Origin of the sequence: uncultured Aureimonas sp. (genome assembly GCF_913775355.1) — a bacterium.
Taxonomy (GTDB): Bacteria; Pseudomonadota; Alphaproteobacteria; order Rhizobiales; family Rhizobiaceae; genus Aureimonas.
In genome coordinates this window covers 24,910-49,450 of record NZ_CAJYIU010000325.1, presented here as the reverse complement: position 1 = coordinate 49,450, position 24,541 = coordinate 24,910, and the positions used below count along the sequence as shown (strand labels likewise).

Annotated in this window: 27 protein-coding genes and 1 tRNA gene; 19 read left to right on the top strand and 9 right to left on the bottom strand. The window is 66.0% G+C overall.

Annotation, left to right across the window (positions count from 1 at the left end):
- Window positions 1–35 precede the first annotated feature (35 nt).
- Together QZ753_RS20260 and QZ753_RS20255 are read left to right on the top strand one after the other, a co-directional pair.
- Window positions 36–120: transfer RNA gene (locus QZ753_RS20260), tRNA-Leu, on the top strand.
- Window positions 121–246: 126 nt separating this feature from the next.
- The gene (locus QZ753_RS20255) at window positions 247–639 is read left to right on the top strand and encodes a MerR family DNA-binding transcriptional regulator (protein WP_055885566.1); all 393 of its coding nucleotides are present in this window, start codon (window positions 247–249) and stop codon (window positions 637–639) included.
- 4 nt (window positions 640–643) lie between these two features.
- On the opposite strand, the gene QZ753_RS20250 is transcribed toward QZ753_RS20255, so the two are convergent.
- Window positions 644–1,600, bottom strand: a complete 957-nt coding sequence (locus QZ753_RS20250; RefSeq protein WP_294646382.1) for a DUF1624 domain-containing protein — start codon at window positions 1,598–1,600, stop codon at window positions 644–646.
- Window positions 1,601–1,700: 100 nt separating this feature from the next.
- Here QZ753_RS20250 and QZ753_RS20245 point away from each other — a divergent pair, with 100 nt between their 5' ends.
- Together QZ753_RS20245 and QZ753_RS20240 are read left to right on the top strand one after the other, a co-directional pair.
- Window positions 1,701–2,531: an aldo/keto reductase gene (locus tag QZ753_RS20245; RefSeq protein WP_294646380.1), complete on the top strand. Its 831-nt coding sequence runs from the start codon at window positions 1,701–1,703 to the stop codon at window positions 2,529–2,531.
- Between the two features lie 47 nt (window positions 2,532–2,578).
- Window positions 2,579–3,376: a YdcF family protein gene (locus QZ753_RS20240; protein WP_294646379.1), complete on the top strand. Its 798-nt coding sequence runs from the start codon at window positions 2,579–2,581 to the stop codon at window positions 3,374–3,376.
- A 3-nt stretch (window positions 3,377–3,379) separates the two neighbouring features.
- On the opposite strand, the gene QZ753_RS20235 is transcribed toward QZ753_RS20240, so the two are convergent.
- Together QZ753_RS20235 and QZ753_RS20230 are read right to left on the bottom strand one after the other, a co-directional pair.
- Window positions 3,380–3,652, bottom strand: coding sequence for a DUF3253 domain-containing protein (locus QZ753_RS20235; RefSeq protein ID WP_294646378.1), 273 nt, complete (start codon window positions 3,650–3,652; stop codon window positions 3,380–3,382).
- Complete coding sequence (locus QZ753_RS20230; protein ID WP_294646377.1) at window positions 3,652–4,350, bottom strand: DUF599 family protein; 699 nt, start codon at window positions 4,348–4,350, stop codon at window positions 3,652–3,654. Before QZ753_RS20230 ends, QZ753_RS20235 begins: the two co-directional genes overlap by 1 nt.
- A gap of 110 nt (window positions 4,351–4,460) precedes the next feature.
- Between QZ753_RS20230 and QZ753_RS20225 the strand changes: the two genes are divergently transcribed.
- Complete coding sequence (locus QZ753_RS20225) at window positions 4,461–4,883, top strand: DUF1489 domain-containing protein (RefSeq protein WP_294646376.1); 423 nt, start codon at window positions 4,461–4,463, stop codon at window positions 4,881–4,883.
- Window positions 4,884–4,886: 3 nt separating this feature from the next.
- On the opposite strand, the gene QZ753_RS20220 is transcribed toward QZ753_RS20225, so the two are convergent.
- Window positions 4,887–5,150, bottom strand: coding sequence for a hypothetical protein (locus QZ753_RS20220; protein ID WP_294646375.1), 264 nt, complete (start codon window positions 5,148–5,150; stop codon window positions 4,887–4,889).
- A 103-nt stretch (window positions 5,151–5,253) separates the two neighbouring features.
- Window positions 5,254–6,732: a serine hydrolase gene (locus QZ753_RS20215; protein WP_294646374.1), complete on the bottom strand. Its 1,479-nt coding sequence runs from the start codon at window positions 6,730–6,732 to the stop codon at window positions 5,254–5,256.
- Between the two features lie 323 nt (window positions 6,733–7,055).
- On the opposite strand from QZ753_RS20215, the gene QZ753_RS20210 reads away from it, so the two are divergent.
- From QZ753_RS20210 to QZ753_RS20190, 5 genes are all read left to right on the top strand, one after another.
- A complete protein-coding gene (locus QZ753_RS20210) occupies window positions 7,056–7,427 on the top strand; it encodes a phasin family protein (RefSeq protein ID WP_294646373.1) in 372 nt (123 codons plus the stop codon).
- 283 nt (window positions 7,428–7,710) lie between these two features.
- Window positions 7,711–8,055, top strand: coding sequence for an ATP-dependent Clp protease adapter ClpS (gene clpS, locus QZ753_RS20205; protein WP_055885587.1), 345 nt, complete (start codon window positions 7,711–7,713; stop codon window positions 8,053–8,055).
- 8 nt (window positions 8,056–8,063) lie between these two features.
- The gene (gene clpA, locus QZ753_RS20200) at window positions 8,064–10,571 is read left to right on the top strand and encodes an ATP-dependent Clp protease ATP-binding subunit ClpA (RefSeq protein WP_294646372.1); all 2,508 of its coding nucleotides are present in this window, start codon (window positions 8,064–8,066) and stop codon (window positions 10,569–10,571) included.
- 69 nt (window positions 10,572–10,640) lie between these two features.
- Window positions 10,641–11,381, top strand: a complete 741-nt coding sequence (locus QZ753_RS20195) for an AzlC family ABC transporter permease (protein ID WP_294646371.1) — start codon at window positions 10,641–10,643, stop codon at window positions 11,379–11,381.
- Complete coding sequence (locus tag QZ753_RS20190) at window positions 11,378–11,743, top strand: AzlD domain-containing protein (protein WP_294646368.1); 366 nt, start codon at window positions 11,378–11,380, stop codon at window positions 11,741–11,743. Before QZ753_RS20195 ends, QZ753_RS20190 begins: the two co-directional genes overlap by 4 nt.
- 3 nt (window positions 11,744–11,746) lie before the next feature.
- Here the strand turns inward: QZ753_RS20190 and QZ753_RS20185 are convergent, their stop codons facing one another.
- The 4 genes from QZ753_RS20185 to QZ753_RS20170 all read right to left on the bottom strand — a co-directional run bounded on the left by QZ753_RS20185 (window position 11,747) and on the right by QZ753_RS20170 (window position 14,657).
- Window positions 11,747–12,169, bottom strand: coding sequence for an HIT family protein (locus tag QZ753_RS20185; RefSeq protein WP_294646367.1), 423 nt, complete (start codon window positions 12,167–12,169; stop codon window positions 11,747–11,749).
- Between the two features lie 65 nt (window positions 12,170–12,234).
- Complete coding sequence (locus tag QZ753_RS20180; protein ID WP_294646365.1) at window positions 12,235–13,437, bottom strand: GNAT family N-acetyltransferase; 1,203 nt, start codon at window positions 13,435–13,437, stop codon at window positions 12,235–12,237.
- 31 nt (window positions 13,438–13,468) lie between these two features.
- Entirely contained in the window at window positions 13,469–14,188 is a 720-nt protein-coding gene (locus QZ753_RS20175; protein WP_294646363.1) for a glycerophosphodiester phosphodiesterase family protein, read from the bottom strand.
- 4 nt (window positions 14,189–14,192) lie between these two features.
- Window positions 14,193–14,657 (bottom strand): RidA family protein, encoded by a 465-nt coding sequence (locus QZ753_RS20170; RefSeq protein ID WP_294646361.1) that lies wholly within the window; start codon window positions 14,655–14,657, stop codon window positions 14,193–14,195.
- Between the two features lie 116 nt (window positions 14,658–14,773).
- Between QZ753_RS20170 and QZ753_RS20165 the strand changes: the two genes are divergently transcribed.
- The 9 genes from QZ753_RS20165 to bamA all read left to right on the top strand — a co-directional run bounded on the left by QZ753_RS20165 (window position 14,774) and on the right by bamA (window position 24,525).
- Window positions 14,774–15,568, top strand: coding sequence for a DUF1849 family protein (locus tag QZ753_RS20165; RefSeq protein WP_294646359.1), 795 nt, complete (start codon window positions 14,774–14,776; stop codon window positions 15,566–15,568).
- A gap of 167 nt (window positions 15,569–15,735) precedes the next feature.
- Window positions 15,736–16,530 carry a 30S ribosomal protein S2 gene (gene rpsB / locus QZ753_RS20160; RefSeq protein ID WP_294646358.1) on the top strand — a complete coding sequence of 265 codons (795 nt, stop codon included), beginning with the start codon at window positions 15,736–15,738 and terminating at the stop codon, window positions 16,528–16,530.
- Between the two features lie 105 nt (window positions 16,531–16,635).
- Window positions 16,636–17,562 carry a translation elongation factor Ts gene (tsf, locus tag QZ753_RS20155; protein ID WP_294646357.1) on the top strand — a complete coding sequence of 309 codons (927 nt, stop codon included), beginning with the start codon at window positions 16,636–16,638 and terminating at the stop codon, window positions 17,560–17,562.
- Between the two features lie 104 nt (window positions 17,563–17,666).
- Window positions 17,667–18,380 (top strand): UMP kinase, encoded by a 714-nt coding sequence (gene pyrH / locus QZ753_RS20150; RefSeq protein WP_294646355.1) that lies wholly within the window; start codon window positions 17,667–17,669, stop codon window positions 18,378–18,380.
- Window positions 18,381–18,420: 40 nt separating this feature from the next.
- Complete coding sequence (gene frr / locus QZ753_RS20145) at window positions 18,421–18,978, top strand: ribosome recycling factor (protein ID WP_294646353.1); 558 nt, start codon at window positions 18,421–18,423, stop codon at window positions 18,976–18,978.
- Window positions 18,979–19,022: 44 nt separating this feature from the next.
- On the top strand, window positions 19,023–19,751 hold the full coding sequence (locus QZ753_RS20140) for an isoprenyl transferase (protein ID WP_294646351.1): 729 nt from the start codon (window positions 19,023–19,025) through the stop codon (window positions 19,749–19,751).
- A gap of 4 nt (window positions 19,752–19,755) precedes the next feature.
- Entirely contained in the window at window positions 19,756–20,607 is an 852-nt protein-coding gene (locus QZ753_RS20135; RefSeq protein WP_294646350.1) for a phosphatidate cytidylyltransferase, read from the top strand.
- A gap of 159 nt (window positions 20,608–20,766) precedes the next feature.
- Window positions 20,767–21,906, top strand: coding sequence for an RIP metalloprotease RseP (gene rseP / locus QZ753_RS20130; RefSeq protein ID WP_294646348.1), 1,140 nt, complete (start codon window positions 20,767–20,769; stop codon window positions 21,904–21,906).
- 201 nt (window positions 21,907–22,107) lie between these two features.
- The gene (gene bamA / locus QZ753_RS20125; RefSeq protein WP_294646347.1) at window positions 22,108–24,525 is read left to right on the top strand and encodes an outer membrane protein assembly factor BamA; all 2,418 of its coding nucleotides are present in this window, start codon (window positions 22,108–22,110) and stop codon (window positions 24,523–24,525) included.
- Window positions 24,526–24,541: the final 16 nt, after the last annotated feature.

The window sequence follows — 24,541 nt, the reverse complement described above, 5'->3', positions numbered from 1 at the left end:
CAGACCGGGCCGGCCTTCGGACCGGAACACGGCGTGCGGTCGTGGCGGAATTGGTAGACGCGCAGCGTTGAGGTCGCTGTGGGGCAACCCGTGGAAGTTCGAGTCTTCTCGACCGCACCAGCCTTTCTTGATTTTCATGACATTGCTGTTCTGAGATAAGCCTCGCTGCCTCGCGAGGCTGTCGGATTGCGTCGCGATTGACTTTTACGTCAATCTGGTTTGTCTCGCCCGTAGAGGGGCTGCCGGATGCGCGACTATTATACGATCACCGAACTGACGCGGGAATTCGACATTTCCACGCGCACGATTCGCTTCTACGAGGACGAGGGGCTGATCGCCCCCATTCGCCGCGGCCGTACCCGGCTGTTCCGGCATTCCGACCGCCAGCTCCTCAAGATGATTCTGCGCGGCAAGCGCCTAGGATTTTCGATCGCTGAGATTCGCGAGATCATGGGCATGTACCGCACGCCGCCGGGCGAGGCGGGCCAGTTGCGCACGATCATCCGCCGCGTCAGCGAGCGCCGCGCCGAACTCGAGCAGAAGCGCCGCGATATCGAGGATCTCCTGTCGGAACTCGATCAGGCCGAGGAAGCGTGTCTCACGCGCATGGCCGAACTCGGCATTTCGCCCACCAGCTGACGGATCAAGGTTCGGCTGAGAACGAGCACTGGTCGACGCTCCGGCGCACCATCTGCTGTTTCGCCTCGTCGAGACGCCCGGCCAGAAGGTCGGCGAGAAGATCTTGGCGGGTCAGGTCCTGCAGCACGCATCCGCAATATCGCTGGCAGAAGCCTTCATCGCGCGACTGAAGGCATGTCTGGCGGCAGCTTTGATCGAAGGCGGCGGTCTGGTCGGGCGGCGAAATCCAGGCGAAGGCGGCGACAAGGCCGATCGAGATCGGCTGGTGGAGGAGGTAGAACAGGAGCGAATGCTGGCCGAGGCGGCCAAGATGGCGCGCTGGACCGAACCGGCCGTTCAGCCGTCGCAGGCGCGGCCAGACCGCGAACCGCTCGGCCATCTGCGCCAGTGCGACGCCGGCGAGGACGGGGGCGAGCCATGGAATCAGCGGCACGAAATCGTTGGAGATTGGCGGGCGGTCCGACAGCCCGATCCAGGCGAGCCAGCGCGAGTCCGTGAGCGGCGTCGAGACGGCGAGCGGCAGCGCAATTAGAACGGCGGCCAGCACGAGATTGAGAGCGAACGGCAGGCGGATCGCCAGAAGACCGATGACGCTGGCCACGGCGATCAGGTGCAGGATGCCGAAGAAGACGAACGAGTCCGGCGTGAAGGCGTAGGTCGCGACGGAGATCACGGCAGCGCCGGCGACGATCTGCGCGAGCCGCTTTCCGAAGGACGGCCAGCGGATTTCGTGCCGGTTGGCGAGGAACAGGCTCAAACCGACGAGGACGAGGAAGCTGATCGCGATCGATCGTGCGAACAGGCGCCAGCCGCCGACCTGCGCATATCCCGGAGGCAGGTAGCCGAAGAACTCGAGATCCCAGGTGAAATGGTAGACGAGCATGGCGAGCAGAGCGACGCCGCGCAGGACATCGAGAAGCTCGACGCGCGAGCCGAACCGGGCGGGCTGGGTTGCGCTCATGGTGAACTCCTCTGGTCCTGACGGCATCCCGCCTATCTGAAATCGCTATCGAAGGCGACCGGTCGGGCCGCCGCACGGAAGCGAGACGGGGATGGATGCCATGAAGATCATCGAAGCTAATGGTGCCAGAATCCCCGCGATCGGTCTCGGAACCTACCGTCTGGAGGGCGAGACCTGCGTCGAGATGGTCGGCAAGGCGATCGGCGCCGGCTACCGGCACCTCGACACGGCCCGCATGTACGGAAACGAAGCGGAGGTCGGGCAGGGCATCCGCGCGAGCGGGATCGACCGCGACGAACTCTTCGTCACCACCAAGGTCTGGACCGACGACCTCGCGCCAAGCGACTTCCGCCGCTCGGCCGAGGCGGCGGTCCGCGCGCTCGACATCGGCGCGGTCGACCTCCTGCTGATCCACTGGCCGAACGCCTCGATCCCGCTGGAGGGGACGATCGACGCCCTCAACCGGGCCCGGGAGGACGGTTTGACCCGGCACATCGGCGTGGCGAACTTCGATTCGGCGCTGCTGGAGCGAGCCGCCGGACTCAGCCGCCATCCCCTGATCTGCAATCAGGTTGAGTACCATCCGCGCCTATCGCAGGAGAAGGTGCACAAGGCCTGCCAGCGTCTCGGCATGGCGATGATCGCCTATTCGCCGATCGGCCAGGGCAAGGACCTCCTGACCGATCCCGCGGTCGTCGAGATGGCGCAGCGCTACGGCAAGACGCCGGCGCAGGTCGTGCTCCGGTGGGAGATCGAGCAGCCGATGATGGGCGCTATCCCGCGCACGTCGAAGCCCGAGCGACTGGTCGAGAACCTTGACGTCTTCGACTTCGAGCTTCAGGACGAGGACCGTCGCCGCCTGCACGAGATGTCGCGGAGCCGCCAACGCTTGGTGAATCCGGCCTTCGCGCCCCGCTGGGACGATCGCTGACACCGGCGCACACGATGCGGCTGCGTTAGCCAGAAACGATCGGATCCATGTTCTTCGCCGCGTCCAAGATTCTCTGGTTCGTCGTCCAGCCGCTCGTGATCATCCTCCTGATCGGGTCGGCCGGCATCCTGGCCTTTCTGCTCAAGATGCCGCGTCTCGGGCTCGGCCTCGTCGGCACGTCGTTCTTCATCCTTGCGATCGTCAGCCTGACGCCGCTCGGGCTCCTGATGCTGAGCGTTCTGGAGAACCGGTTTCCCAAGCCTCAGCTTCCCGCCAACGTCGCGGGTATCGTCGTGCTCGGGGGCTCGTTCGACACGCGCATCGGACGTACGCGTGGCGAGCTGGAACTGAACGACGCCGCCGATCGGATCACGACAACCATGGCGCTCGCCCGCCAGTTCCCGCAGGCGCGCGTTGTCTTCAGCGGCGGCGCCGCGGCGATGCTGGAGGCCGATATCACCGAGTCATCGATGGCCGAGAAGCTGTTCGCGGCGCTTGGGCTTGCCCCGGAGCGGCTGGAGCTCGAGGATCGCTCGCGCAACACGGTCGAGAACGCCGTCTACACGCGGGAGATCGCAGAGCCGAAGCCGGGCGAGACCTGGCTGCTCGTGACATCCGCCGCCCACATGCCGCGCGCCGTCGGTTGTTTCCGGGTCGCGGGCTTCGACGTGTTTCCCTATCCGACGGACTACCAGACGCCCTCCGGCTCCGCCGTCTATCGACCGTCCGCGACGACCGTGCGCAACCTCGAGAAGGTGCACTTCGCGATCCGGGAGTATCTCGGTCTCGCGGTGTACCGGATGACCGGAAAGATCGACGCCCTGTTTCCCGCGCCGCGCGCCTGACGATCAGGCCCCGTCGGGGAGGGACAGGCGGTAGATCCCCTTGAGGTCGGCCGGCGCCACGTGCCGGCCCTTGCGCTTGATGACGACGCGCCCTTCGTCCCAGAGGTCGATCGCCGCCCGCCGGATCGGCTGCATCAGCAGCCGCCAGACCTTCTCGTCGGAACCTGCGAGGTTCCGCGCGATCTCGGACGGACAGACCGTCTTGCCCGCGCCGCGCTCATGCACCGCGCGCAGAATCTCATCGCGCAGCGCGGTTTGGTCGAAGTGCTCGGGCATCATGGCTCTCGCAGGGAGACGTTGGCGTCGGAAAAGAACTGCCGGTGGCCGAGGATCAGGATCACCAGAACGGTGGCGCCGACCAGCACCAGCGGGCCGACGAACCATCCGAGATAGGCCAGCCCGAAGAAGATGCCGCGCAGGCCGGCGTTGAAGTGCCGCGCCGCGATCCGGTTCATGGTCAGCGCGCGGCGCACGGCTGCCTCCGCCGCTTCCGGGTTGGCGTCAGCCTCCTGCCGCATCGGGATCGCGCCGATGAGGATCGAGCAGTAGTTGAAGAGCCGGTACGACCAGCCAAACTTGAAGAAGGCGAAGGCGAAGATCGTCACGAGGCCGAGGAGCTTCGCCTCCACCAGCCCGCGATCGAAGTGTCCCTCCAGCGGCAGGTCGGTGACGATCAGCGCGATCTGCTCCGCCGAACCGATCAGCGCGAAGCAGCCGCCGATGGCGAAGATGCAGGCGGAGGCGAAGAAGCCGGTGCCCTGCTGAAGCCCGGTCATGATCGCGGTGTCGATCATCCGGAGGTCGCGCTTCAGGAGCGTCTGCATCCAGACCTCCCGCTGCCGGTTCATCTGCCGGCTGAGGCCATGGCGAGCGAAGACCGGAAACTCGACCACGAAGGAGTAGGCGATCCAGCCGCCGAGGAAGGCGCCGAAGGCGAGGAGGTTCGGGAAGTCGAAAATGTCGGCGATGCGCATGATGGCTCGTGACAGCGACGGGACGAAGTTTGACGGACGGCGCTGCGGCGCCGATCCGTCACATGCGACCTTGCCTTGACGGCGCCCGAAGGCGCGAGCAAACACCGCGCATGCCGCTCCATATGATCAAGCTTTGCGTGGGTGTCGACAGCGTCGAAGAGCTGGAGGCCCATGTTCGCACCCGCCTGTCCTCCGGACCGGGCGCCGAGCAGACCCATGTAACCCGCGTCATGCCGAAGCGCGCCGACGAGATGATCGGCGCCGGCTCGCTGTTCTGGGTCATCAAGGGGCAGGTTCAGGTGCGCCAGCCGATCTTGCGCTTCGACGCGATTCGCACCGAGGATGGGATCGAGCGGTGCCGGATCGTCCTGAAACCGGACTTCATCCGGACCTGGCCGCTGCCGAAGCGGCCGTTCCAGGGCTGGCGCTACCTGACACCCGAGGATGCGCCGGCCGATCTCGGGGATGGAGCGGATTTGACCGAGCTTCCGCCCACCCTTCGCCTGGAACTGGCGGAACTCGGCCTTCTCTGAACCTTAGCGGCCGAACGCGATGCGGACGGCCGGATTGCCGGACGCCGAGCGCACCACGAGACGCGTGTTCGACCGGGGCTGTGAGGCACGCCAGGCGCGCGCGCCGTGGCACAGAAGCATACCCACGAGATCCTTGGCACGCATGCGCGAGCGACCGTCGCGGTAGTCGGTGAGCCGTGCGGCCGCCTGCTGCAGCGGGTGCAGCCCGATCACGGTCGACTTCTGCTCGGAGGTCGGCAGGAGGGCGCTTTCGGTTTCGAACGACATGGGAACCTCGGTTACGCTCGGAGAACTGCGGGCAAAGGGGGACCGTCCGGAGCCGAAGGGCTCCGCGCGACGCACGACGTTTCGGGTTGGCTGGGAAGGCTGGTTAGTTCGCCGCGATGGCGTAGCAGGCGTAGGCCTTGCTCTTCAGCGCATCGCAGGCGGCGTTTGCGGCAGCCTTGTCGGCAAAGCCGGAGAACCGGGCCCGGTAGAGGGTCTGCGAGCCGTTGGCGACGGCCTGGGTGAAGGCCTGGGCGCCGGCGAGCGCGGAGCCGGCGCGCTGCTTGGCTTCCGACAGGATATCGTAGGCGGTGGCCTCGGCCGGGGTGGCCGCGATCTGCACAACCCAACCCGACGCGATCTCGCGGCTGGCGGTCGGCATCGGCGTCGCCGCCGCCTGCGTGATGACGTTGGGGATCGAGGCGCGGGGAACGGGGGCCGCGGCCAGCGCGGTCGCCACGTTCGGCGCGGCGCGGTCGTTGGCTTCCAGCGCTTCGCGGATCGCGTCGCGGCCGACAACGGAGCGGCGCTCGGGTGCCGTGATCGCGTTCATCGCGCCGGTCGCGTTGGCCCCGTAGGCTTCGGCGACGCGCTGGTTGATATTCGAAGTGCGGCGGGTCGGCACCGGCACGGCGCTCGGAAGCACGGCTTCCGCGACGGTTTCCGCGTGGGCGGTGACGGCCGGGCCGCGGGCGCTCGGGTTGTAGGCAGCAATCAAAGCCGTCGAGGCGCGGGTGCTCGTCTGTGGAAGGTACTGCTTGACGAGATCGGCCATATGGTCGTCGCGAGCGCGGGCCGTGCGCCCGCCCATCACGACGGCGACCAGCTTTCGGTCGCCGCGCACGACCGAGGTGACCAGATTGAAGCCGGACTTGTTGATGAAGCCGGTCTTGATGCCGTCGACGCCCTCGACGCGCCCGAGCAGCCGGTTGTGGTTGCCGATGGTCTGGCCGCGGAAGTTGAAGCTGCGTGTGCTGAAGTACTTATAATACTGCGGGAAATGCTCGCGCAGTGCGATACCGAGCGTCGCCATGTCGCGGGCCGTGGTCATCTGCGCGTCGTTCGGCAGGCCGTTGGCGTTCTGGAACGTGGTGCGCGACATGCCGAGCTTGCGCGCCTTGGCGGTCATCATCTCCGCGAAACGGGTTTCGCTGCCGCCGAGGAACTCGCCGATCACGACGGCCGCATCGTTGGCCGAGCGGGTGACGAGGCCCATGATGCCTTCCTCGACCGAGAGCGTCGAGCCGGTCTTCAGGCCGAGCTTGGAGGGCGGACGGGCGGCGGCGTAGGCCGAAACCTTCATCGGCGTCGACAGCGTCGCCCGGCCGCTCTCCAGCGCGTCGAAGAGCATGTAGAGGGTCATCATCTTGGTAAGCGAAGCGGGATAGCGACGGTCGTCAGCGCTACGCGCAAAGAGGACCTTGCCGTTGTTAGCGTCGATCACGATCGCAGAGTAGCGGTCCGGTGATTCCTGGGCTTGCGCCGGGACGATGGCGAGAACCGCGCCGCCGATCAGGGTGGCGGCCATCAGGCACTGGGACATGCGCTTCGCTGCGGCGGTGATCGTCGACATGGTCAGCGGCATGGGCGGCACTCTCGTGTTCGTGTGTCGAGATGCTGCCCCCGGTCGCGACGCCAAGCGCCTGTCCAGGTCCTAAAGACTGTGTCTTCGCGATCTCTTCTTGTGGGAAAGATACGCAGGGCGGTCTTACCAATCCGTTTATGGTTGCCGGAACCTTGTGATCGGTTTGTGGCATTCGCCTCGAATTGTCGTGATCGACCGACGGCGAAAATCGTCATGACGCGCCGCACCATCCCCTTGCGGGCTTTTGTGCAGTGCAATATATTCTGGAGGAAGACGGCGCTGAACGCTGCCCGCCGTCACCCAACCATGCAAGGGAGAGTTCGATGAACGCATACACCGATGCCAACAAGGTTGGTAAGGACAACATGGACAACGCGCTGCGCTCCATGTCGGCCATGACCAAGGGCTTCCAGCAGATCGCCGCCGAGGCGACCGAGTACACCAAGAAGTCCTACGAGCAGTCCGCGCAGATGATGGAGCGTCTCGCTCAGGTGCGCACGCTCGACAAGGCGATCGAGGTTCAGTCCGAGTACGCCCGTTCGGCCTACGAGGCCTGGGTGTCGCAGGCGACCAAGATGGGCGAGATCTATCAGGACATCGCGCGCGAGGCCTATCGCCCGCTCGAGTCCTCGGCCCAGCAGAACCAGCAGTTCGCCCAGAACATGGCGAACCAGGCCGCCAACCACACGAACTGATCCGATCTCGCGATCGGGATCGTTCCCCTCGGGGACGCATTCATGAAAAGGCCCGGCTTCCCGCCGGGCCTTTTTTCGTTGCGCGGCGTCCGGTCGGAGCCGCACTGTTCCAGTCATTCCGGCGATTCCGGGGGCGGCACCTCGATGTCAGCCCCTTTCGGCGGGACGAAATTTTGCCGCATCCTGAAGGCGTCTTAAATTGTCGATCGGCGCACATACATATCGAGCGATGGCGAACGTGAACTCCTTGAACGAACGGGCGGCTCCGCATGGGGCCCGAATGATGGCGACCCGGTCGCAGGGGCCGGACGACGACCGTCCGAACGGGCCCGATCGCGGCACCTCCGTGATCACCCGGACCAAGCCCAAGACCAAGAAGCCGAGCCTTTACAGGGTCCTGCTTCTGAACGACGATTACACGCCGATGGAGTTCGTCATCCACGTCCTCGAACGCTTCTTCCAGAAGGACCGGGAGGCGGCCACGCGCATCATGCTCCATGTGCACCAGCACGGGGTGGGTGAGTGCGGGGTCTACACCTACGAAGTGGCCGAGACGAAGGTGACCCAAGTGATGGATTTCGCACGCCAGCACCAGCATCCGCTTCAGTGCGTGATGGAAAAGAATTGAGGTGAAGCTTGCCGACATTTTCGCAAAGCCTGGAGAAGTCCCTCCATCAGGCGCTCACCTTCGCCAACGAACGGCATCAGGAATTCGCGACGCTGGAGCACCTGCTCCTCGCGCTGCTTGAAGACAAGGATGCCTCCGCGGTCATGCGGGGGTGCAGCGTCGACATCGACGTCCTGCGTTCGTCGCTGACGGAGTATATCGACACCGAACTCGCCAACCTCGTGACGGGTCACGACGAGGACTCCAAGCCGACCGCCGGGTTCCATCGGGTGATCCAGCGCGCGGTGATCCATGTCCAGTCGTCGGGCCGCGAGGAAGTGACGGGCGCCAACGTGCTCGTCGCCATCTTCGCCGAGCGCGAGAGCCACGCGGCGTTCTTCCTGCAGGAGCAGGAGATGACCCGCTACGACGCCGTGAACTTCCTTTCCCATGGGATCTCGAAGCGTCCGGGCGGCTCGGAAAGCCGCACCGTGCGCGGAGCGGAGGACGAGCAGTCTGTCATGGGTAATGAGGAGGAAGGACGCCGCAAGACGACCCAGGACGCGCTGACCGCGTACTGCGTCAATCTCAACGAGAAGGCCAAGACCGGCCGGATCGACCCGCTGATCGGCCGCGCGAGCGAGATCAACCGGACAATCCAGGTCCTTTGCCGGCGCTCGAAGAACAACCCGCTCTACGTCGGCGATCCCGGCGTCGGCAAGACGGCGATCGCCGAGGGTCTGGCCAAGCGCATCGTCGAGGGCGACGTGCCGGAGGTGCTGGCGGACGCCACGATCTTCTCGCTCGACATGGGCACGCTGCTCGCTGGCACCCGTTATCGCGGCGATTTCGAGGAGCGTCTGAAGCAGGTCGTCAAGGAGCTCGAGGAGTATCCGGGCGCGGTCCTGTTCATCGACGAGATCCATACCGTGATCGGCGCCGGCGCGACGTCGGGTGGGGCGATGGACGCCTCCAACCTTCTGAAGCCGGCTCTGTCGTCCGGGGCGATACGCTGCATCGGGTCGACAACCTACAAGGAGTATCGCCAGTTCTTCGAGAAGGACCGGGCGCTGGTCCGCCGCTTCCAGAAGATCGACGTCGCCGAGCCGACGATCGAGGACGCGATCGCGATCCTGAAGGGCCTCAAGCCCTATTTCGAGGACTTCCACCACGTGAAGTTCTCGAACGACGCGATCAAGTCGGCGGTCGAGCTGTCGGCGCGCTACATCAATGACCGCAAGCTCCCGGACAAGGCGATCGACGTGATCGACGAGACGGGTGCGTCGCAGATGCTATTGCCGGAGGCGAAGCGGAAGAAGAGCATCGGCGTCAAGGAGATCGAGGCGACCGTCGCCACGATGGCCCGCATCCCGCCGAAGTCCGTGTCGAAGGACGACGAGGAGGTTCTGTCGAACCTCTCCGAGCAGCTGAAGCGCGTGGTCTACGGCCAGGACGCCGCGATCGAGAACCTGACGACCGCGATCAAGCTGGCGCGCGCAGGCCTTCGCGAGCCGGAGAAGCCGATCGGCTCTTACCTGTTCTCGGGTCCGACCGGCGTCGGCAAGACCGAGGTCGCTAAGCAGCTCGCCTCCGCCCTCGGCATCGAACTTCTGCGCTTCGACATGTCGGAGTACATGGAGCGGCACACCGTCTCGCGGCTGATCGGCGCGCCTCCGGGCTATGTCGGTTTCGACCAGGGCGGTCTCCTGACCGATGGCGTCGACCAGCATCCGCACTGCGTGCTGCTGCTCGACGAGATCGAGAAGGCGCATCCCGACCTGTTCAACATCCTCCTGCAGGTGATGGACCACGGGAAGCTGACCGATCACAACGGCAAGCGGATCGACTTCCGCAACGTGATCCTGATCATGACGACGAACGCTGGCGCGTCGGAGTCGCAGCGGGCCGCGATCGGCTTCGGCTCGAGCAAGCGGACGGGCGACGACGTGGAGGCGATCAACCGCCTGTTCACGCCGGAGTTCCGCAACCGTCTCGACGCGATCATCCCGTTCGGCGCACTGCCGACGCCGGTGATCCACGAGGTGGTGCAGAAGTTCGTCATGCAGCTCGAGGCCCAGCTTTCCGAGCGCGGCGTGACCTTCGATCTCGATCAGGAGGCGATCGCCTGGCTCGCGGACAAGGGCTACGACGAGCACATGGGCGCACGTCCGCTCGGCCGTGTGATTCAGGAATACGTCAAGAAGCCGCTGGCCGACGAGGTTCTGTTCGGCAAGCTGAAGCGCGGCGGCACGGTCAAGGTGACGGTGGTCGACGGCGAGGACGGCCGCAAGCTGCACCTCGAATCGATCCCCGAGGAAACATACGCCAAGCCGCGCAAGGCCGACGAGGCGCGCGGGAAGGTTCGTGTCGGGCCGGACGGCGAGGAGATCGAGGACGAGCCGACGTCGTATGACGACGACGAGCCGGAGGACGACGCTCCCGAGGCTCAACCGGTCAAGGAGCCGGCCGCCGCCCGCGAGAAGGCGGAAAAGCGGGCAGGGGCCGTGCCGAAGGTTCCCAGAAAGCCCGCCGAATGATCTAGAAGGGGCCGCTCTTTGGAGCGGCCCTTTTTCTTGATGACGATGCACAGGCGGGCACGCAGGCTCATGAACGAACCATCCGAGGTCGCGCCCGATCCGGCCTCCAAGTGGATCCTGCTCGGGATCCGACAGGTCGTCAGCGCCCCGGCGCTGATTCTCGTCGTCGCGCACCTCGGCTTTGCGGGACTGGCCCGCGAGGCTGGCGTGACCTGGACGGAAGCGACCTTCATGGTCGCGACGATCTGGGCCCTGCCGGCCAACCTCATCCTTCTCGGGGCGGTCACGGCCGGACTGTCGCTTGCGGCCACCGCGCTTGCGGTGGGGCTTTCCTCGCTGCGCATGATGCCGATGGTCATCGCGCTTCTGCCCGACCTCCGCGGGCCGGGTACGCGGCGCTCGACGCTCCTGTTCCTGTCGCACTTCGTCGCGGTGACAGCCTGGGTGGTGGCGCTGGACAAGCTGCCGACCGTGCCGCGCGCCCATCGCACCCATTTCTTTGCCGGTTTCGCGATCACGCTCACGGTGGTCAACACGACGGCGGTCGCCTTCGCCTTCAACATGATGGGGCAGCTGCCGGCGCTGGCGACCGGCGCACTCGCCTTCTTCACGCCGGTCTACTTCCTGACCTCGCTCTACGGGTCGGCGCGCGAGTTGTCCGGGCGTCTGGCGCTCTTGACGGGGCTTCTCGCAATCCCCGTCGCGCACTGGCTGACGCCCGGTTTCGACATTCTCGTAGCGGGCGTCGTCGGCGGGGTGATCGCCTTTGCGATCGGGCGCTGGCGCGCGGCGGCGGGAGATGTCGGGTGAACGGCTGGACCTACGACGCGATGGCCGCCTGGTGGTGGCCCTATGTCTTCATCCTGCTGGCGGGATGGCTTCCGACCGATGTCTGGCGCTGGTTGGGCGTCCTGTCGGCCGGCCGGCTCGATGAGCGCTCGCCGGCCGTCGCGCTGGCTAGGACGATCGCGACCTCGCTGGTCGCCGCCGTGATCGGACGTCTGGTTCTCGTGCCCGGCGGCTCGCTGGAGGCGATCCCCCTGACGATCCGGATCGCAGCGCTCGCGACCGGGTTCGCCGCCTATTTCTGGCTAGGGCGACAGACACTTGTCGCCATCCTGTTCGCCGAGGTCGTGCTCCTCGGCGTGCCGTGGGTGCTCGGCATCCTCTAGCGCTCAGGCGAGTGCGGCTCGGATCGCCTCGGCATGCTCTCGCAGTTCGGCAGGGTCCGCCATGCCGCCGGCGTGACGCTTGAGAGCGATGCCCTCGTAGTGCGGCACGACGTGGAAATGCAGGTGGAACACCGTCTGGCCGCCGGCTTCCTCGTTGAACTGGTTGATCACAACGCCATCGGCGTCGAAGGCGGCCTTGGCCGCGCGCGCCAGCCGCGCGAGTTCGGGCAGCGCCCTGGCGAGCGTCGCATCGTCGGCGTCGAGAAGGTTGCGTGACGGCGTCTTCGGCAGCAGCAGGCAATGGCCCTTCGACTGCGGCATCACGTCCATGATCGCCAGAAAGTCGTCAGTCTCGAAGATTTTCGCGGCCGGGATTTCGCCGCGCAGGATCTTCGCGAAGATGTTGCCGTCGTCGTAGCCGCTCATGCTGCCCGTCCCAAATTAATGCCGAATCTGACGGACCCGATCTAGCGTCGAACGTCCCGACGCGTCTACTCGACCTCGCCGCGACGGAAGGGGGTGGCGGCCGCGAGTTCCGGCTGCGCGAGGAGAACGTGGCGACGCTCGCGCTCGAGGTATTCCTCGATCGCCGAGCGAAGGCCGGGATGCGCGATGTCATGCGCCGAATGAGTGATCACCGGCTCATAGCCGCGCGCGAGCTTGTGCTCTCCCTGCGCACCCGCTTCGACGATGGAGAGCTTGTGCTCGATCGCGTAGTCGATGGCCTGGTGGTAGCAGACCTCGAAGTGGAGGAACGGATGGTCCTCCGTGCAGCCCCAGTAGCGCCCGAAGATCCGGTCGCCGCCGACGAAGTTGAGCGCTCCGGCGATATAGCGCCCTTCGCGCCGTGCCATGACGAGGACGATCGCCTCGGCCATGCGCTCTGTGACAAGCCGGAAGAAGGCCCGGTTCAGATACGGCCGGCCCCACTTGCGGTTTCCCGTGTCCATGTAGAAGGCGAAGAAGGCATCAAGTGCCTCCTCGCTGATGTTCGAGCCCGACAGGCGCTGGATCGTGATGCCGGAGGCCAGCGCTTCACGACGCTCCTTGCGCAGGCCCTTGCGCTTCCGCGAGGCGAGCGTGTTGAGGAAGTCGTCGTAGGTGGCGTAACCGCGATTGACGAAGTGGAACTGCTGGTCCGTGCGGTGCAGGAAGCCGGCCTCCAGCATAGGTTCGAGGTCCGCCTCCTGAAGGAAGGTCGCGTGGGCCGACGACACCCCCGTCTGCCGGACATAGCCGGACAGCGCCGAGACCATAGCGCCGCGCAGAACGGTCGCGTCGGCGCCCCGGCCGACGAGAAGGCGCGGCCCGGTCGCCGGGGTGAAGGGGACGCTCACCTGCAGCTTCGGATAGTAGCGCCCGCCCGCGCGCTCGAACGCATCGGCCCAGCCGTGATCGAAGACGTATTCGCCCTGGCTGTGCCCTTTCAGATAGGCAGGCACGGCGGCGAGGAGCTGGCCATCGGCGTCTTCCAACAGGAGATGCTGCGGCAGCCACCCCGTGCGCCCGCCGACGCTGCCGGAATCCTCGAGCGACGACAGGAACGCGTGCCGCGTGAAAGGGTGCGGCAAGGCGTCGTTCGTGCCGCCGGGATCGGCGAGCGCGTCCCAGACGGCGGGCTCGATGTCCTTCAGGCCCTCGGCCACCCGCACGATGAAGTCCGCCCCGTCGTCGCCGGATGGTTCATCGATCATGCGGGTGTGTCCTGCTCTGTGGCGTCGCGCCCTAGGGCGTGAAGCCCTCGAACGTCATCTGGTCGGCATGGGCCTCGGTCTGCGCGATCTCGGCCGGGGTGCGGACGGTCCAGGTGATGACCGGGGCGCCACGCTCCTCCCGAACCCACGTCACGAATGCGTTGGGAAGATGGTGGACGTTATAGGACACAAAGGCGCAGCGTCTCTCGAAGACGACACGATGTCGCTCCAGATCGCCGGGGCGGGTCCCTTCCGCCGTGAGGCCGACCGGCACGCCGATCCCATCGGTCTGGTCGAGCAACCATTCGTCGAAGGACATCAGCGCCAACGGCCCGCGGTAGCCTTCGATGACGGGCGCGACGTCCGCCATGAACCCGGCGTCGGTCGCGGCGTCGATCCCCTTGGCCTCGACGACGAGCGGGACGCGGCCGTCTACGAATTTGAGAAGCGCGGCGAGTGTCGGGGGGGCTTCCGCGGTGTCGAAGAGGCGAAAGTCGGCGACCTCCGCAGCCGACAGCGAGTCGATGGTGCCCGTCCGGCCGGTCAGCCGTTCGAGATCGTGGTCATGGAAGACGACGGGGACGCCGTCGCGGGTGCGGTGAATGTCGCACTCGATCGCATACCCGCCCTCGACGGCGGCGCGGAACGCCGCCATCGAGTTCTCCGGGACGCCGCGCGGCCGGGCATGCAGGCCGCGATGGGCGATCGGGCGGGCCGTCAGCCAGCCGAGGTCGGATGCCGCGACGCTCATGGGATCACGCGATCTCGAACATCGCCTCGATTTCCACCGCCGCATCCATCGGCAGCGCCGGCACGCCGACCGCCGAGCGGGCATGGCGACCGCGCTCTCCGAGGATCTCGGCCAGGAAGTCGGAGGCGCCGTTGGCCACCTTGTGCTGCTCGGTGAACTCCGGCGCGCTCGCCACGAAGACCGTCAGCTTGAGGAGGCGCCCGATCGTCTCCAGGTCGCCGAGCGCGGCCTTCGCCTGCGCGAGAATGTTGATCGCGCAAAGCCGCGCGGCGCGCTGGCCGTCCTCGAGCGACACGCCCCCGCCGAGCTTGCCCGTCACCGCGACCTTGCCGCCGTCCATGGGGAGCTGGCCCGACGTCTGAAGGATCGAGCCAAAGCGCACGAACGAGACGTAGTTGGCAGCCGGCGCCGCGGCGTCCGGCACGGTCACGCCGGCGGCGGCAAGGCGGTCTGCGATCGATTCGGTCATGGTCCACTCCGGATGGGAATTTGCGCCGCACACGGCTATCAGGTTTTATCGGCCGGTTCGATCGTCGAACCCAGAAGCCTTCATGATGGGACGCACGCGCTTTGATGCAATATGGCATGGCCCTTTCGGCGATCGTCTTGGCAGTCGCTTCGCCCTGCGCCTCACGGGCGGCGGACCTGCAGCCGCACGAGGCCGTCTACGACCTGACGCTGGCGTCCCAGACCTCGAACTTCAACAGCGTCGACGGGCGGATCGCGCTGCAGCTGAAGCCGGATGCCTGTAATGCGCTTTCGCTCGATTACCGGTTCGTCGCCCGGTTCCACGAGGATGACGAACTGACGGTGACGGACCAGCAGACGCTGGCGAAAGAAACGCGCGACGGCAAGCGCTACGAGTTCCGCACCCGTACGGTCGTGGACGGTGCGGAGCAGGGCCTCGTCGAGGGTGTGGCGACCAACGCGGCCGATGCGACGGCGGTCTCCTATACCTCGCCGGTCAAGCGCGAGACCGAGCTGCCCCTGTCGGTCTTCCCCCTCGGCCATACCGCCAAACTCATCGATCGCGCGCTGGCCGGCGAGCGGCTGGTCGAGGCCAATCTCTTCGACGGGGACGACGACGCCGACAAGCATCTGACGACCACGTCGCTGATCCTTCCTGCAAAGAAGGACGAGACGCCGGCGAAGCCCGAGGTCGCCAGGACGCTCGACGGCCTGCGATCCTGGAACGTCACGGAATCCTATTATAACAGCGACAGCGACGGGGACGGCATGCCGATCTTCGAGACGAGCTATCGCCTCTACGAGAACGGCGTCACCGACCGGCTGAAGCTCGACTTCGGCGACTACACGCTGGAAGGCGGACTGGCGCGGCTGACCTACTACGACCGCCCGACGGGGTGCCCGGCGAACTGAGGCCGCGCGAGGGTTCGACTTGCCGGGGCGGCGCATATGGTGTATGCGCGCCGACATTCCACACACGGAAGTTGGGCATCGGAAGAGCGTGAGTTCTTTCTTCCCTCCGGTGGCGGCCGTCGGCCGCTTCTTTCCGTGGAGGCATAAACCGGTCAAGGAAAACGATCATGGCTCTGCCAGACTACTCCATGCGTCAGCTGCTCGAGGCGGGCGTTCACTTCGGTCACCAGACCCACCGCTGGAACCCGAAGATGGCGCCGTTCATCTTCGGCGCGCGCAACAATATCCACATCATCGACCTCGCGCAGACGGTGCCGATGCTGCACCGCGCCCTGCAGGCGGTGTCGGACACCGTCGCCAAGGGCGGCCGCGTGCTCTTCGTCGGCACCAAGCGCCAGGCTTCGGAAATCATCGCCGACGCCGCCAACCGCTCGGCCCAGTACTACGTCAACGCCCGCTGGCTCGGCGGCATGCTGACGAACTGGAAGACCATCTCCAACTCGATCCAGCGCCTGCGCAAGCTGGACGAGCTCCTGGCCGGCGAAGCCCACGGCTTCACCAAGAAGGAGCGCCTCACCCTGCAGCGCGAGCGCGACAAGCTCGACCGCGCGCTCGGCGGCATCAAGGACATGGGCGGCGTGCCGGATATGATCTTCATCATCGACACCAACAAGGAAGCGATCGCGATCGACGAGGCCAAGCGTCTCGGCATCCCGGTCGTCGCCATCGTCGATTCGAACTGCGATCCTTCCCGCATCGACTACCCGATCCCCGGCAACGACGACGCGGCCCGCGCCATCTCGCTCTACTGCGACCTGATCGCCCGTTCGGCGGTCGACGGCATCGCCCGTCAGCAGGGCTCCATGGGCGTCGATCTCGGCGCCATGGAAGAGGCGCCGATGGAAGAGACGCTCGACGAGCCCGAGACGGCTTCCGAGGAGCAGGCTGCTTCGGCCGCCTGATCCGACCCACCATCGTTGTGACGGCGTCACCGCGCCGTCACAGGACTGGCGCACTCCTTCCCGCAGAAGCCGTGCGCCGTTTCTTTTTCTGATAGAGGCCAATTCATGACGATCTCCGCTTCGATGGTGAAGGAACTGCGCGAGAAGACCGGCGCAGGCATGATGGACTGCAAGGCCGCACTGGCCGAGACCAACGGAGACATGGAAGCCGCGATCGACTGGCTGCGTGCCAAGGGTATCGCCAAGGCCGACAAGAAGTCGAGCCGCACGGCGGCCGAGGGCCTCGTGGGTGTCGCCAGCGGCGACAACAGCGCCGTCGTGGTCGAGGTGAACTCCGAGACCGACTTCGTCGCCCGCAACGACGCATTCCAGGCGCTCGTGCGCAACGTCGCGCAGGCTGCTCTCGGCACCGACGGTTCGGTCGATGCGACCGGCGCCTCGACCCTTTCCGATACCGGCAAGAGCGTCGTCGACACGATCAAGGACGCGGTCGCCACGATCGGCGAGAACATGACCCTGCGCCGCTCGGCCAAGCTCACGGTCTCCAACGGCGTGGTCGCGACCTACATCCACAACCAGATCGCCGACGGCCTCGGCAAGCTGGGCGTGCTGGTCGCTATCGAGTCGACCGGCGACAAGGCCGCCCTGACTGCCTTCGGCCGTCAGGTCGCCATGCACGTCGCCGCGACCAACCCGCTGGCGCTGACGGACGGCGAAGTCGACCCGGCCACCGCCGAGCGCGAGAAGGCGATCTTCTCGGAGCAGGCGCGCGAGTCCGGCAAGCCGGAAGCGATCATCGAGAAGATGGTCGAGGGCCGCATGCGCAAGTTCTACGAGGAGGTCGTCCTCCTGAAGCAGAACTTCGTCATCAACCCCGACTTCACGGTCGAGAAGGCCCTCGAGGCCGGCGCCAAGGACTTCGGCGCTCCGGCGAAGATCGTCGGCTTCGTGCGCTTCGCCCTCGGCGAAGGCATCGAGCGCGATCAGAGCGACTTCGCGGCGGAAGTCGCGGCGGCTGCCGGCAAGAAGTAAGCGTTTCCTAAGCTTTCTTCCTTCATGGAACTGGGAAAGGGCGTCCGCTTGAGAAGCGGGCGCCCTTCCTGTATCGCAAGCCGGCATCATCCGAAGGACATTCCATGGCGATCCGTTTCACGCGCGTTCTTCTGAAGGTTTCCGGCGAAGCGCTGATGGGCGGGCAGGGGTTCGGCATCGATGTCGCGGTGGCCGATCGCATCGCCGCCGACATCAAGGAAGCCCGCGACCTCGGCGTCGAGATTTCGGTCGTCATCGGCGGCGGCAACATCTTCCGCGGCGTCGCCGTCGCGTCGAAGGGCGGCGACCGGGTGACCGGCGACCACATGGGCATGCTGGCGACCGTCATCAACGCGATGGCCCTGCGCACCTCGCTGATGAAGCTCGGCGTCGACGCGATCGTGCTGTCGGCGATCGCGATGCCGGAACTGTGCGAGAGCTTCTCGCAGCGCGCGGCTCTGGCGCATGCCAGCGCCGGCCGGGTCGTGATCTTCGCGGGCGGCACCGGCAACCCTTTCTTCACCACCGATTCCGCCGCAGCCCTGCGTGCTGCCGAGATGGGCGCGACCGCCCTCTTCAAGGGCACGCAGGTCGACGGGATCTACAGCGCCGACCCGAAGCTCGTGCCCGACGCCACCCGCTTCGAGCAGCTGACCCACGACGAGGTCCTGTCGAAGGGCCTTGCCGTCATGGACGTGACGGCTGTCGCATTGGCGCGCGAGAACCATATTCCGATCGTCGTCTTCTCGCTTCACGAAAAGGGCGAGTTCGCGCGCATCCTCACCGGTGGCGGGCGCTCGACCATCGTCACCGACTAATCCGCCCAGACAAGACGAAGACCATCAGAAAGGAACCGCAATGGCCGCTCCCGACCTCAACGAACTGAAGCGTCGCATGGATGGCGCGATCACCTCGTTCAAGGGCGATCTCGCGGGCCTTCGCACCGGCCGCGCGTCGGCGAACCTTCTGGATCCGATCGTCGTGCAGGCCTACGGCTCGTCCATGCCGCTGACGCAGGTCGCCAACGTGTCGGTGCCGGAGCCGCGCATGGTCTCCGTGTCCGTCTGGGACAAGTCGATGGTCGGCGCCGTCGAGCGCGCGATCCGCGAATCGAGCCTCGGCCTCAACCCCATCACCGACGGCACCACGCTGCGCATTCCGCTGCCCGAACTGAATGAGCAGCGCCGCAAGGAGCTGGTCAAGGTCGCGCATACCTATGGCGAGAACGCTCGCGTCGCCGCCCGTCACGTGCGCCGCGATGGCATGGACACGCTGAAGAAGTCCGAGAAGGACGGCGACACCAGCCAGGACGACAGCCGCGTCATCGCGGAAAAGATCCAGAAGATGACGGACGAGACCATCACCGAAATCGACAAGGCGCTTTCGGTGAAGGAAGCGGAAATCATGCAGGTATAGGCTGTCCGGAGTCGGCGGCGGCGGATTCAGGACGGGCGGAGACGATGGCTGATCAGGTGCGGCATCCCAGGCATGTCGCCATCATCATGGACGGTAACGGTCGCTGGGCGAAGGCTCGCGGCCTGCCGCGAACCATGGGACACCGGCGCGGCGTGGAAGCCGTCCGCCAAGCCGTCCGCACGGCCCGCGAACTCGGCATCGAGTACCTGACCCTCTTTGCCTTCTCCTCGGAGAACTGGAAGCGACCGCAGGAGGAGGTGGGTGAAATCCTGCGCCTCCTCAAGTTCTTCATTCGCCGCGACCTTGCCGAGCTTCACCGCGAGGGCGTGCGTGTGCGCGTCATCGGCGAGCGGGACAACCTGCCGCCGGACGTGCGGGGCTTGCTTGAGGAGGCCGAGGAACTGACGGTCGGCAACGACCGCAACACCCTGCTCGTCGCGTTCAATTACGGCGCGCGGGACGAGATCGCCCGCGCCATGCGCCGCATCGCCGAGAAGCTCGTCGCCGGGGAAACGACGGTCGAAGCGGTGACGCCCGAGTTTCTCGACGCGCATCTCGACACGGCCGGCATCCCGGACCCCGATCTCATCATCCGCACCAGCGGCGAGCTGCGGCTTTCGAACTTCCTGCTGTGGCAGGCGGCCTATTCCGAGTTCGCGTTCCTGCCCTGCTACTGGCCCGATTTCGATGAGGCGATCTTCTCGGAGACCGTGCGCGAGTATTCCTTGAGGGATCGCCGCTTCGGCGGACTCTCGCAAGAGATCGCGTCCTGACGCGATGGGATTGGGCCTCGGACGACTCGTCGCCAACGCGACCTGGACCGACCTCAAATCTCGGCTGATCTCCGCGCTGATCCTCGGTACCGCGATCCTCCTCCTGACCTTCGCAGGTGGCGCGGCCTTCCGAATCTTGTGCGTCGCCACCTGCATCATCGTCTTCGACGAATGGATGCGGATGACGCGCGGCAAGCGCGCCGGCGACATCTACCTCTTCGCACGCCGCGCGCTGTTCGTCAGCCTTATGGCCTTCTTCCTCGGCTTCCATGCGGTCGCGGTGGCGATCATTCTCCTGTCGATCGGCTTCATCGCGCTTGTCGACCGCGGAGAGCGCAAGGCCGATTGGGTGATGACCGGCCTCGGCTATTCGGCGCTTGCCGGGCTGGCGCCCGGGCTCCTGCGTGACGACGGCGCCGAAGGCTTGGCGGTCCTCGGCCTCATCATCTGCGTCGTCTGGGCGACCGACGTGCTCGCCTATTTCACCGGTCGCATGATCGGCGGGCCGAAACTCCTGCCCATGGTCTCGCCGAAGAAGACCATCTCCGGCGCCCTTGGCGGGCTGGTGGCCGGCGTCGGGTTTGGCGCCCTCTACGCTTATTGGCTGGTCGGTTCGGTCGGAGCGCTGGTCGTCGTCCTCAGCATCATCCTGTCGATCGTCGGGCAGGCGGGCGATCTGTATGAGTCCTGGGTCAAGCGGCGCTTTGGCGTGAAGGACTCCGGGCGCCTCATTCCCGGCCATGGCGGGTTGATGGACCGCATCGACGCCCTGATCTTCGCGGCGGGTGCCGCGTGGGTCTTCGGCATGTTGGTCGCAGGCGCAGAACATCCCGCAAGAGCCATATTCCGTCTCTAGACCCGGTCACGGCTCTTCGACGGCGTGACATCGCCGCCGAGTCCAGTGATACGGACAGTTGCGTCCATTCCGGTGAGCCGGCGTCAATTCCGCTCGTACAGGATGCGCATTTCCCGGCGAGGTGCGCGAACGCGCCCCGGAACGACGTAGGTGAGTGGAATGGGCCTCGAAGGCTGGTGGTCGACGATCTGGGATACCGCGCTGATCCGCGTCGTACCGTTCCTGTTCGTCCTGACCGTGATCGTCTTCTTTCATGAACTCGGTCACTATCTCGTCGGCCGCTGGTCCGGCATTCGCATCCTCGCCTTCTCCGTCGGGTTCGGCCCTGAGCTGATCGGATTCAACGACCGGCACGGCACGCGCTGGAAGCTCTGTGCGATTCCGCTCGGGGGATACGTCAAGTTCTTCGGCGACGAGAACGCGGCGAGCGTGCCCGACCATGCAGCGCTGGGCCGCATGAGCGTCGAGGAGCGGGGCGGCGCGTTTCATACGGCGAGCGTCGGCCGCCGGGCCGCGACCGTCGCCGCGGGCCCTGTCGCGAACTTCATCCTGGCGGTCGCGATCTTCGCCCTAACGGCGTTTTCCACAGGCATCGTCGTCGGTGATCCCGTCGTGTCCGAGGTGCGTCCGGGCTCCCCGGCGCAGGCGGCCGGCCTGCAGCCGGGCGACCGGATCGTGCGCGCGGACGGGGAGGCGATCGAGTATTTCGGTGATCTCCAGCGCTACGTCTCGACGCGCGCCGGTGTGCCGGTCCAGCTGGGGATCGACCGCGGCGGGCAGGCGGTCACGCTCACCGTGACCCCGCAGGAGCAGGCACAGACGGACGGCTTCGGCAACGAGTTCAAGACGGCCGTCATCGGTGTCGTCGCTAATGCCGAGCAGAGCGGGTTCCGCACCCGCGAACTCGGGCCTGTCGAGGCGCTGCGCTACGGCGTGTCGCAAACCTGGTTCGTGACGGAACAGACCGTCTCGTTCATCGGCGGCATCTTCAAGGGATCGCAGTCGAGCGACCAGATCGGCGGGCCGATCCGCATCGCACAGGTCTCGAGCCAGGTGGCGACGCTCGGTATCGCACCGCTCCTCAATCTCGCAGCGCTCCTCTCGGTATCGATCGGTCTTCTCAACCTCCTGCCGATCCCGATGCTCGATGGCGGCCATCTCATGTTCTACGCGGCCGAAGCGGTGCGGGGGCGCCCGCTCAGCGAGCGCGTTCAGGAGTTCGGCTTCAGGATAGGCCTCGCGCTGGTGCTGATGCTTATGGTATTCGCATTCTGGAACGACCTATCCAGCCTCGGCTGAGGTCGATTTGGGGACATTCGAGGGGGTTTGCGGTTCGTTAACCATAACGGTGGCCGGCGTGGCGACCGTGCAACGGTTTTGTGATTCCTAAACGGAATCCGTCCAGTTTGGTTGAACGGCTCCGTAAAGCCGATAGAAACGCACGGGCATGCCGAGTCTCGCACTCGTGCCATCGGCGGAATGAGAAAAGGTAGTAGCCCTATGCAGGCTGGATCGAAGCTTTTGAACGCCCTGTCGGCGGCGGCTCTTTCGTCCACGGTTCTGGCAGCTTCGGTCATCACCCTTGAGCTTGGGACCATGCCCCAAGCTTTCGCCGCCGTGGTCAACCGGATCGAGGTGCGCGGAAACCAGCGCGTCGACGCCGAGACCGTCCGCAACGTGGCGCAGATCAAGGCCGGCCAGAACGTCTCCGACGCCGATGTGGACGCCGCGGTAACCCGCCTCTTCGGCACCGGTCTCTTCTCCGACGTGCGCGCCCGCCAGTCCAGCGGCTCCCTGATCATCGAGGTCGACGAGAATCAGATCGTCGGCGAGGTGATCTTCCAGGGCAACAACAAGATCAAGAACGAGCAGCTCGCTGCGACCGTCCAGACCGCGACGCGCGAGCCGTACAACGCCTCGACCGCGCAGGCCGACGTCGACGCAATCCGCGCCGCCTACACCCGCATCGGCCGCTCCGACGCGGTGGTTTCGGTGCGCACGGTTCCTGCCGACGGCAACCGCGTCAACGTCGTCTTCGACATTCAGGAAGGCGATCGCACCCGCGTCGAGAGCATCAACTTCGTCGGCAACAACGCCTTCGGCGACGGTCGCCTGAAGGAAGTGATCTCGCTGCGCGAGTCGGGCATCTTCAGCTTCCTGCAGCGCAACGACATCTACGACGAGGACCGCCTGCGCGCCGACGAGGAGGCGCTGCGCCGCTTCTACTTCAACCGCGGCTACGCGGACTTCCGCATCGTCTCGTCGGTGGCCGAGCTCGACGCCGCGAAGAACCAGTACTTCATCACCATCACGGTCGACGAAGGCGAGCGCTACGCCTACGGCAACATCAACATCGATTCGACCGTTCCGGGTATCGACGGCGAGACGCTGCGCGGCGAGCTGAAGACCAAGACCGGCGACGTCTACAGCGCCGAGCAGATCGAAGAGTCGCTCGTCTCGCTGACCAACGCCGTCGCCAACCGTGGCTACGCCTTCGCGCAGGTCACCCCGCGCGGCGACCGCGACTTCGCCAACAACACGATCTCGATCGACTACGTCATCGACCAGGGTCCGCGCGCCTACGTCGAGCGCATCGAGGTCCGCGGCAACACGAAGACCCGCGACTACGTCATCCGCCGCGAGTTCGACGTGTCGGAAGGCGACGCGTTCAATCAGGTTCTCGTGCAGCGCGCCAAGAAGCGCCTCGAAGGCCTGCGCTTCTTCAAGACCGTGAACGTCTCCACCGCGCCGGGCAGCCAGCCCGACCGCGTGGTCGTGATCGTGCAGGTCGACGAGCAGTCGACCGGCGAGTTCTCGGTCGGCGGCGGCTACACCACGGGCGGCGAGAACGCCGGTCCGGTGGCCGAGGTCAGCATCACCGAGCGCAACTTCCTAGGCCGCGGCCAGTTCGTGAAGGTGTCGGCGGGCTTCGGCGAGAGCACCCGCAGCTACAACCTGTCGTTCACCGAGCCTTACTTCCTTGGTCGCCGCCTCGCGGCCGGCTTCGACATCTACCGCACCGAGAACTCGTCCTCGACGGCCTACGACATCACGCGCACGGGCGGTGCCCTGCGTCTGGCGGCGCCGATCACCGAGGATCTGACGGCCCAGATCGCCTACAACTACAAGGAAGAGACGTTCGGCGACAAGCAGGGCATCCTGCTGCGCGACGCCTTCGGCAACCCGGTGGTCGCCAACGGCGCCTTCCAGTACGCGACCTGCGCCAACTCAGTGACGGCACCGCTCTACACGCTGTCGCCGATCATCAATCAGGCTATCTGCGACAGCCCCTACACCACGTCGTCGATCTCCTACGCCCTGACCTACAACACGCTCGATAACCAGCAGGACCCGCGCGACGGTATCTTCGCCCAGGTCGGCCAGGAAGTCGCGGGTCTCGGCGGCGACGCGCAGTTCATCCGCACCACGGGTCGCGCGTCCTGGTTCAGCCTCCTGTCGGAAGAGTACGATGTCGTCGGTCAGCTGAGCGGCGGCGGCGGCAACGTCTCGGCGCTGGGCGACGACCTGCGCGTGTTCGACAACTTCTTCAAGGGCCAGGACATCGTCCGCGGCTTCAAGTACCAGGGTCTCGGCCCACGTCAGAACGGCGTCGCGATCGGCGGCACGAACTACGTGAACGCCTCGGCCGAAGCGACCTTCCCGCTCCCGCTGGTCTCGCGTGATTTCGGTTTCCGCGGCGCGGCCTTCGCCGACGCTGGTTCGCTCTGGGGCGTGGACAACGTCGGCAGCCAGCTCGGCATCCAGGGTGACGAATTCGCCCTGCGCGCCTCGGCCGGTGTCGGCCTGATCTGGGCCTCGCCCTTCGGTCCGCTGCGCGTCAACTACGCCGTTCCGCTGGCGAAGGAAGACTACGACCGGACCCAGGAGTTTTCGTTCGGCTTCTCGTCGCGCTTCTGAGCGGCGAGAGACAAGG